The organism is Leucobacter komagatae, from assembly GCF_000834055.1.
Classification (GTDB): domain Bacteria; phylum Actinomycetota; class Actinomycetes; order Actinomycetales; family Microbacteriaceae; genus Leucobacter; species Leucobacter komagatae_A.
This window is the reverse complement of the sequence record NZ_JXSQ01000009.1, coordinates 106443-114371: the sequence shown is the minus strand read 5'-3', so window position 1 is coordinate 114371 and position 7929 is coordinate 106443. Positions and strand designations below refer to the sequence as shown.

Annotated in this window: 7 protein-coding genes; 4 read left to right on the top strand and 3 right to left on the bottom strand. The window is 63.0% G+C overall.

All coding sequences use genetic code 11. From position 1 onward, the window contains the following. Positions 1–140: 140 nt before the first annotated feature. From SD72_RS16950 to ftsY, 3 genes are all read right to left on the bottom strand, one after another. A complete protein-coding gene (locus tag SD72_RS16950) occupies positions 141–953 on the bottom strand; it encodes a hypothetical protein (RefSeq protein ID WP_157000519.1) in 813 nt (270 codons plus the stop codon). A gap of 543 nt (positions 954–1496) precedes the next feature. Continuing rightward, positions 1497–2345 (bottom strand): 3-hydroxyacyl-CoA dehydrogenase, encoded by an 849-nt coding sequence (locus SD72_RS08655; RefSeq protein ID WP_042544036.1) that lies wholly within the window; start codon positions 2343–2345, stop codon positions 1497–1499. A gap of 185 nt (positions 2346–2530) precedes the next feature. Beyond that, positions 2531–3409: a signal recognition particle-docking protein FtsY gene (gene ftsY, locus SD72_RS08650; protein ID WP_042544035.1), complete on the bottom strand. Its 879-nt coding sequence runs from the start codon at positions 3407–3409 to the stop codon at positions 2531–2533. A 184-nt stretch (positions 3410–3593) separates the two neighbouring features. Between ftsY and SD72_RS08645 the strand changes: the two genes are divergently transcribed. From SD72_RS08645 to SD72_RS08630, 4 genes are read left to right on the top strand one after another with little or no spacing between them, the layout of a single operon-like run. Next, complete coding sequence (locus SD72_RS08645) at positions 3594–5000, top strand: branched-chain amino acid ABC transporter permease (protein ID WP_232299702.1); 1407 nt, start codon at positions 3594–3596, stop codon at positions 4998–5000. 4 nt (positions 5001–5004) lie between these two features. Further along, positions 5005–5991 carry a branched-chain amino acid ABC transporter permease gene (locus SD72_RS08640; protein WP_042544033.1) on the top strand — a complete coding sequence of 329 codons (987 nt, stop codon included), beginning with the start codon at positions 5005–5007 and terminating at the stop codon, positions 5989–5991. Then, the gene (locus SD72_RS08635; protein WP_042544032.1) at positions 5984–6916 is read left to right on the top strand and encodes an ABC transporter ATP-binding protein; all 933 of its coding nucleotides are present in this window, start codon (positions 5984–5986) and stop codon (positions 6914–6916) included. The genes SD72_RS08640 and SD72_RS08635 overlap by 8 nt, the downstream gene beginning before the upstream one ends. Continuing rightward, complete coding sequence (locus SD72_RS08630) at positions 6913–7749, top strand: ABC transporter ATP-binding protein (RefSeq protein ID WP_084767009.1); 837 nt, start codon at positions 6913–6915, stop codon at positions 7747–7749. Before SD72_RS08635 ends, SD72_RS08630 begins: the two co-directional genes overlap by 4 nt. Positions 7750–7929 lie beyond the last annotated feature (180 nt).

The window sequence follows — 7929 nt, the reverse complement described above, 5'->3', positions numbered from 1 at the left end:
CTCGGACTCCCCCACGGACTCCCCCGCGACTCGTTGTCAGTTTGGGCATCAAACCCGGCCGGTTTCCAGGATTCCGCGCCCAAAGTGACAGCAAGTTCGGCGCGACGCTGCGCGGGGGCGCGCGACGGGGGCGCGCGCCGCTACTGGGCTTTTCTGCGCGCGAGTGCTTCCGCAATCTGCGCCCGCAGTTTCTCCGGCTGCCGGTAGAGCAGCTCAGCGGTCACCCGCAGCACCTCCCAGCCGTTCTCGGCGTAGGCACGGTACTTCTCGATGTCCCGGTTCCACTGGCGCGCGTCCACCCGGTGGTGGTCGCCCTCGTACTCGAGCGCGAGCCGAGCGCCAGGAAATGCGAGTTCACTGCACCCGAGGAGCCTCCCCTGACTATCGCAGACGTCGTAGTCGAGTTCCGGCGGCGGCATCCCCCAGTCGTGGAGCAGCAGCCGCAGGTGCGATTCGGGAGGCGAAGCCGCACCCTCGAACAGCAGCCCCATGAGCGTTGAAAGGCGCGCTCTTCCCCGCCGGTGCGGCCGTTCGACCAATCGCTGAATTTCCTGGAGCGTGCCGAGCGGCGCTCGCTTGAGCCGCGTTGTGCCCGGGAACCGCGGTGTGTGGATCACCGCATCACCGAGCGCGACCGCGGCACGGCGTGGCAGCCCGGCGGCAAGAAGGACCCAGGTTGTGGCTGGGTCCGTCAGCGGAGCCCCCTGGTGGCTTGTCACCCCGACGGAGCCCGCGACGAAGTGGTGCGCAAGAAAGTCGCGCTTTCGGCTTCCGCGTGCGGGGCTGAGGTAGCCGAGGTCGAGCGCCGGGGTCGGGCGCGCGGGAACTGGCAGATTCCAGACCGCTGCGGCCGTGTGATGGCAGAAGAAGCCGCCAGTGGGAAGGACGTCGCTCAGGAGAAGCGCCCGCTCTATCTGGCTTCGGCGCCAGGCCACATCCGGGTGCTCGCTCAAGGGAGTTGAGTCCGGCTGGTGCGCTCCTCGCCGCAGAAATGTGCGTGCACCGTAGGACCTGGTGGCACCCGGCCCACTCTCGAAGTCATCAAGGCGCGTATAGACACCCCTGGCAAGCTTCGTCACGTCCGAGGCCGGCAGCCGGTCCGCTCGCACGCCCGCTCGTCGGGCCTGCGCCGCCGAGAACACAGCGGGCAGACGCGCAAGCGACTGCGACTGCGACTGCGACTGCGACTGCGGAGGTTCCATCACTCCAGGGTGAGGCTTGCGCACCCGCCGTGGCGCTCCAGACAACGTTCCGGGATAAATCTCTTGTCCGAGCGCGCCTGTGCACAACACTTCGGGGCGCACGGGACCGGACAGGATCCCTGTGGGCTGATTCTCTCTTGCTTCAACCCCGGACACCCAAAAGTCCGTGTCAGTTTGGCCATCAACACCCGGAGTTTCCGGGGAAAATGCGCCCAAACTGACACGGACTTCGTTGAGCGGCGGCTATCCGCCAGTGGCAGCGAGGGCCGCGGCCGCTAGCCGCCAGCGCGGGGACTACTGGTAGTCGTAGAAGCCGCGACCCGCGCCCTTCCCGAGGTAGCCCTTGTCGATGTAATCGCGCTTCAGAATCTCGGCGAACTCACGCATCACGGGATCGTCGGAGTCCTTGCTCAGGTGGTACGGCGTCATCATGCCGACGACGTCGTAAATCTCGAAGGGGCCAGCTGGCGCGCCGGTCGCGATCTTCCAGGTCTTGTCGATGTCAGCCGGCTCGGCGATGCCCTTCACGAAGAGCTGCGCGCCTGCGTTCAGGAACGGGACGAGCAGCGAGTTCAGCACGTAGCCCGGCTGCTCCTTGTGGATCCGGATCGGCACCATACCGATTTCCTCAGCGAATGTTGCGACCTGCTCGAACACGTCTGCGTCGGTTCCGGGGTGACCCATGACCTCGCCGACGTTGAACTTCCACACCTCGTTCGCGAAGTGCAGCGCAAGGAACTTCTCGGGGCGGCCGGTGAACGGAGCAATGTCACTCGGAAGCAGCGTGGAGGAGTTCGTTGCGAAGATCGTCTTTTCTGGGGCGACCGCTGCGACGGCCTCCCACGTCTGCTGCTTGATGTCGAGGCGCTCAGGGACCGCCTCGATGATGAGGTCTGCGTCGCCTACAGCGTTGGCGAGATCAGCCGTCGCACGAATGCGGGCAACCGCTGCGTCGAGCTTTTCGTCGGTCGCATCGGCGATGTCCCTGCGGTAGGCGGCCTTGAGGTACTCCCAGCGCTCGGGAAGCTTCTGCAGGATCTCATCGTTGATGTCGTAGGCGACAACGTCCTTGCCCGCGTATGCGGACTGGAAGATGATCTGCGAGCCGAGTACTCCTGTGCCGAGCACGGTGAGCTGTTGCATGGTTCTGCCTTTCTCGAGATTCGTGCCCACCCATTAGGGCACGGTTTCGGTCCGGCGGTCGCGCTGTGGCTCGGCCGTCAGGCCTCACCAGTAACCATAGCCCACTTCTTTGTACTCAGCGGTCAGTTTTCGCTCGGGGCGGATCGGGCGCGTCGCGTACCTCGCTCTAGCAGCCCTTAGTGCGACTAAGAGACGAGCTGCGCCGCAAACACGTGGGGCGTAAAGCCGGTGAGGTCGCCGATCCCCTCGCCCTGACCCACGAGCTTGATCGGGAGCTGCGTGTGTTCCTGCACCGCAAGCACGAAGCCTCCCTTTGCTGAGCCGTCAAGCTTCGTGAGCACGAGGCCCGTAACCCCGGCGTGCTCAATGAACGCTTGCGCCTGGGCCAGCCCGTTCTGCCCGGTCGTAGCATCGAGGACAAGCAGCACCTCGGATACGGGGGCGAGCTTCTCGATGACGCGGCGGATCTTGCCGAGCTCATCCATGAGCCCACCCTTGGTCTGCAACCGGCCAGCGGTGTCGATGATCGCGATATCGAGGTCCTCATCGATCGCGCGCTGCACGGTCTGGAACGCGACGGATGCTGGATCCTGCCCCTGCTGCTGCGGCTTCACGATAGCGACCCCGGCGCGCTCCGCCCAGGTCGAGAGCTGCTCGACGGCCGCAGCACGGAAGGTGTCGGCCGCGCCAACAATGATCCGCTTGTCGAATCGCGTGAGGTAGTTCGCGAGCTTGCCGATCGTTGTTGTCTTCCCGACGCCATTCACCCCGACGACCAATATCACCGCAGGATGCTCGGTCAGCTTCAGGGTCGGATCGAAGGCCGCGAGGCGCTCCTCGAGCGTCTCCCTGAGGATGCGCTGGAGTTCGGAGACCTCGCTCACTCTGTGCCGTTCGACCGATGCACGGACGTCGCTGAGGATCGAATCGGAGATCTCCGGTCCGAAGTCGGCCGTGAGCAGCGCGGTCTCTACGTCATCCCACGTTTCCTCGGTGATCGTCTCGGAGGCGCCACCAAAGACATTGCGAAACGCACGAGCAAACGACCAAGCCTTTTCTGCCATGCCTCTAAGACTAGCGACAAGTACAACCTGCGAACGCAGTCCCCCGATGTTGCGTATCGGCAACGATGCCGTTCGGTGTCGCAAAAAGCCCCGCAGACAGGCATCTCCCTTGTATATTCTGTGGAGACAGCAACGAAGCTTGAACACACGCGCATGTGGCGATGCGCGGACCAATGGAGGTCAAGTGAACCACGGAACAATTCGGAGCCGCATACCCATGCGCGCCTCCGCCATCGCACTGCTTGCTCTCATGATGAGCTTCTTTGCGTTGTCTTTTCAGGCACTGCCGGCTCACGCCGCGGACTGCACACCAGACGCGACAACGGGTTGTGTGCAGGGCATCATCAAAACAACAGCCGGTGACCCCGCTGTCGACGTCGAGCTTGAACTCACCGGTAAGGGGGTGCAAGAAGCAGCGTCGACAGACGCGAACGGTCGTTGGAGCTTTCCCATCACCGAGGCCGGCGAATACACGGTGACCGTGAATACTGATTCGCTCCCAGACGGTCAGTACGCGAAAGCAACGTCAACCCGAGACGTTCGGGTCGCGCTCTTTGAATCAGCAAGCGCCCTGTTCCCTCTGACCGATAACCCCGACGAGGCTGCCATAGCAACGCCACCCACCACCGGCACAGAAACCGGAACCGAAACCGGCACTGGGGCGGGCGAAGAAGCAAACCCCGAGACCACGCCGAGCGCCTCTGGCAACAGCTTCTGGCCCCGGTTCTGGCAACAGGCGGCTTCGGGCCTGCGCATGGGACTCCTGCTGGCACTCGGCGCCGTCGGCCTGTCACTGGTGTTCGGCACGACCGGGCTTTCCAACTTCGCCCACGCCGAAATGCTCTCGCTCGGCGGCATCCTCGCGTTCTTGGCGATGCAGCTCACCGGAAACATTTGGGTCTCCGGAGCCATCGTGGTCATCGTGATGGCAGCATTTGGGTGGTTCCAAGACGCGGTGCTCTGGAAACCGTTGCGGAAGAAACGGTTGAGCCTCACCCAGATGATGATCGTCTCGATCGGCTTCTCGATCGTGCTGCAGAACATCTTCCAGTTCTTCTTCGGCGCGAACATCCTGCGGATCGACCCATCCACTCCGAAGACGGTCACGCTGCTCGGCGTCACTCTCACCGTGCAGTCCTACATCGCAATGGGCATCGCGCTCGTCGCGATCATCGCCGTCGCACTGGTGATGAAGTACACGAGGTTTGGTAGGGCAACGCGTGCGGTGGCAGACAACCGCCCACTGGCAGAGGCATCGGGCATCGACGTGGATCGCGTCATTCGCTCCGTCTGGACCGTTGGCGTCTCGCTCGCAGGCCTGTCGGGCATGTTGCTCGGGCTCGTGCTTAACGGAATCGCTTGGAACACCGGCTGGCACTACCTGCTGCTGCTCTTCGCCGCCGTCATTCTCGGCGGGATCGGCACGACTTTTGGGGCGATCGTCGGCGCGCTCATCATCGGGCTCGTCATCGAGATGGCGAACATCTGGCTGCCCGGCGATCTCAAGCACGCTGCCGCGCTGCTCATTCTCATCGTGGTACTGCTGGTGAGGCCGCAAGGCCTCTTCGGTCGCAAGGAACGGATCGGATAACGCCATGGACTTTTGGACAGGACTCCTGCAGGCAATGCTGCAGACTGCGCTCTCTCCCGTAACCGCGGCTTTCGTGATAGCCGCCATCGGGCTCAACATCCACTTTGGTTTCACCGGGCTCATGAACATTGGCCAGGCGGGCTTCATGCTAGTCGGCGGATACGGCTTCGTGATCTCCGTCATGAACGGGGTGGGACTCTTTCCCGCGCTGCTCATCTCAATGGCGGCGTCAGCCGCGTTCGCGCTCCTTCTTGGCATCCCGACGGTCAAGCTCAGGGGTGATTACCTTGCCATCGTGACGATCGGCGCGGCCGAGATTCTCCGGATGACCGCCCGCCTCGCCAACATCAGCCACATCACTGGTGGGCCAAGCGGAATCCAGAGCACACGGTTCCGTGAGCAGTTCAACGCGCTCTCCCCCTTGCCGGAGGGCCGAACCACCGTCCTGGGGCTCGACTACTTCAACACCGGCGTCGACGACTGGTGGTCTCGAATTGTCGCGTGGGCACTCGTCGCACTCTTCCTCCTCATCACCTGGCTGCTCATCCGTAGCCCGTGGGGCCGCGTGCTCAAGGGAATCCGTGAAGACGAAGACGCGGTTCGCAGCCTCGGCAAGAGCCCCTTCTCGTACAAGCTCCAGGCGCTCATCATCGGCGGAGTCATGGGCGGTTTCGGCGGCATCATCATGTCGCTGCCGGCGACCATCAACCCAGACGGGATGTCGCGCGCGACTACGTTCAACCTCTGGATGATCCTGCTGCTTGGCGGCGCGGCCACCATTCTCGGCCCGCTGCTTGGCGCGATTCTGTTCTTCGTCGTGCGCTTGGTGATCACGAGCGTCGCTTCTGAGTTCGTGCCAGCGAGCATCCTGAACGCGCAGCAGGCGGAGATCCTTGCGTGGATCCTCATCGGCTTCATGCTCATGCTGCTCGTGATATTCAGACCGCAAGGCATACTCGGCAACAAGAAGGAGTTGGCCTTCAATGACTAACTATCCCTATGACCGCGCTGAACTGCGCGCGAATCTCGCTGGTCTCGAACAGCGACCCGGGGCGAAGAAGCCCGATCCAATCCTCGTCGCAGATAGCGTGGTGCGCCGCTTCGGAGGCATGACAGCGGTTGACGTGGATCACGTCGAAGTTCAGCGGGGAACGATTACGGCGCTCATCGGTCCGAACGGTGCAGGGAAGACTACGTTCTTTAACCTCCTCACCGGCTTCGACAAGCCAACGCCAGCGTCTGGCAGAGACCGGGCGAGCTGGTCGTTCGACGGCAAGTCGTTCACCCGCACGAGTGCGACACGGGTCGCACGTGGCGGCATGATCCGCACGTTTCAGCTCACGAAGGCGCTCACACGCATGACCGTGCTCGAGAACATGCTCATTGGTGCTGCGAACCAGCCGGGTGAGAATCTGTTCGTCGGGCTCGTGAAGCCGCTGTGGGCAAAGCGGGAGCGGGAGAACATTGAGCGGGCGGAGGAGCTTCTCCGCCGGTTCAAGCTCGATGCGAAGCGCAACGACATGGCCGGCGGCCTCTCAGGTGGGCAGAAGAAGCTATTGGAAATGGCGCGGGCGCTGATGTCGAACCCCTCGATGATCATGCTCGACGAACCGATGGCTGGCGTCAACCCAGCGCTCACGCAGAGCCTGCTTGAGCACATTGAGACGTTGCGCGATGAGGGCACAACGGTGCTGTTTGTCGAACACGACATGCACATGGTGAGGCATATCTCGGACTGGGTCATCGTGATGGCCCAGGGCAAGATCATCGCGGAAGGACTCCCCGAGGATGTCATGGGGAGCCGAGCGGTGATCGACGCCTACCTCGGCGCGCACCACGATCAGGATCTCGGCGACGTCATCAACACCGAGATGATGCGAACGATCGAAGACGAAATCAAGGAGGAGGCACGATGAGCGGTGTGGAGCCAACGGGCCAAACACAAGCAGGAGCATTCGGGGCCGGAGCTACGATCTCAGATGAGGTCGTGTTGCAGGCCACGGATCTCGTCGCCGGATATCTTCCCGGGATCAACATTTTGAACGGCTGCAACATCACCGCACACCGGGGAGAACTCGTCGGGATCATCGGGCCGAACGGCTCGGGAAAGTCGACGCTACTGAAGTCGCTTTTCGGTCTCGTCAATATTCGCGGCGGCTCGGTCGTACTCGACGGAGACGACGTCACGAAGGCGAAGACGACGGATCTTGTGCGTATGGGAGTGGGTTTCGTTCCCCAAACGAACAACGTATTCCAAACGCTGTCGATCGAAGAGAACCTGCAGATGGGCTTGTTCCTCAAGCCAAAGCGCTTTGCGAGCCGCATCGCGGAGATCTGGGATCTCTTCCCGATGCTCGCCGACCGACGCAAGCAACTCGCCGGCTCACTGTCTGGCGGCGAGCGACAGTCCGTCGCGATGGCGCGAGCGCTCATGACGGAACCCAGCGTGCTGCTGCTTGATGAGCCAAGCGCCGGGCTCTCCCCTGTGCGGCAAGACGAGACGTTTATTCGTACCAGGCAGATCAACCAAACCGGTGTGACGATCGTCATGGTCGAGCAGAACGCGAGGCGTTGCCTGCAGATCTGCGACCGCGCATATGTGCTCGATCAGGGCACGAACGCACACCAGGGTACGGGCCGGGAACTCGCGAACGATCCAAAGGTGATCGAGCTCTACCTCGGCACACTCGCCACGGACGTGGAGTCGAACACCGCGGCGCAGCGCGTCGTGCTTCCTGGGGAAGCATAGCCGCACTAACGCGCTCTCATCTGCAGGCGTCGCCGTCACAGTGACGGCGGCGCCTGCACGAGTCTCAGGCGCGTGCACGAGGCGCAGGCGCCTGCACGAGTCTCAGGCGCGTGCACGAGGCGCAGGCGCGTGCGCAAGTCTCAGGCGCCTGCACGAGACACAGGCGCGTGCGCAAGGCAC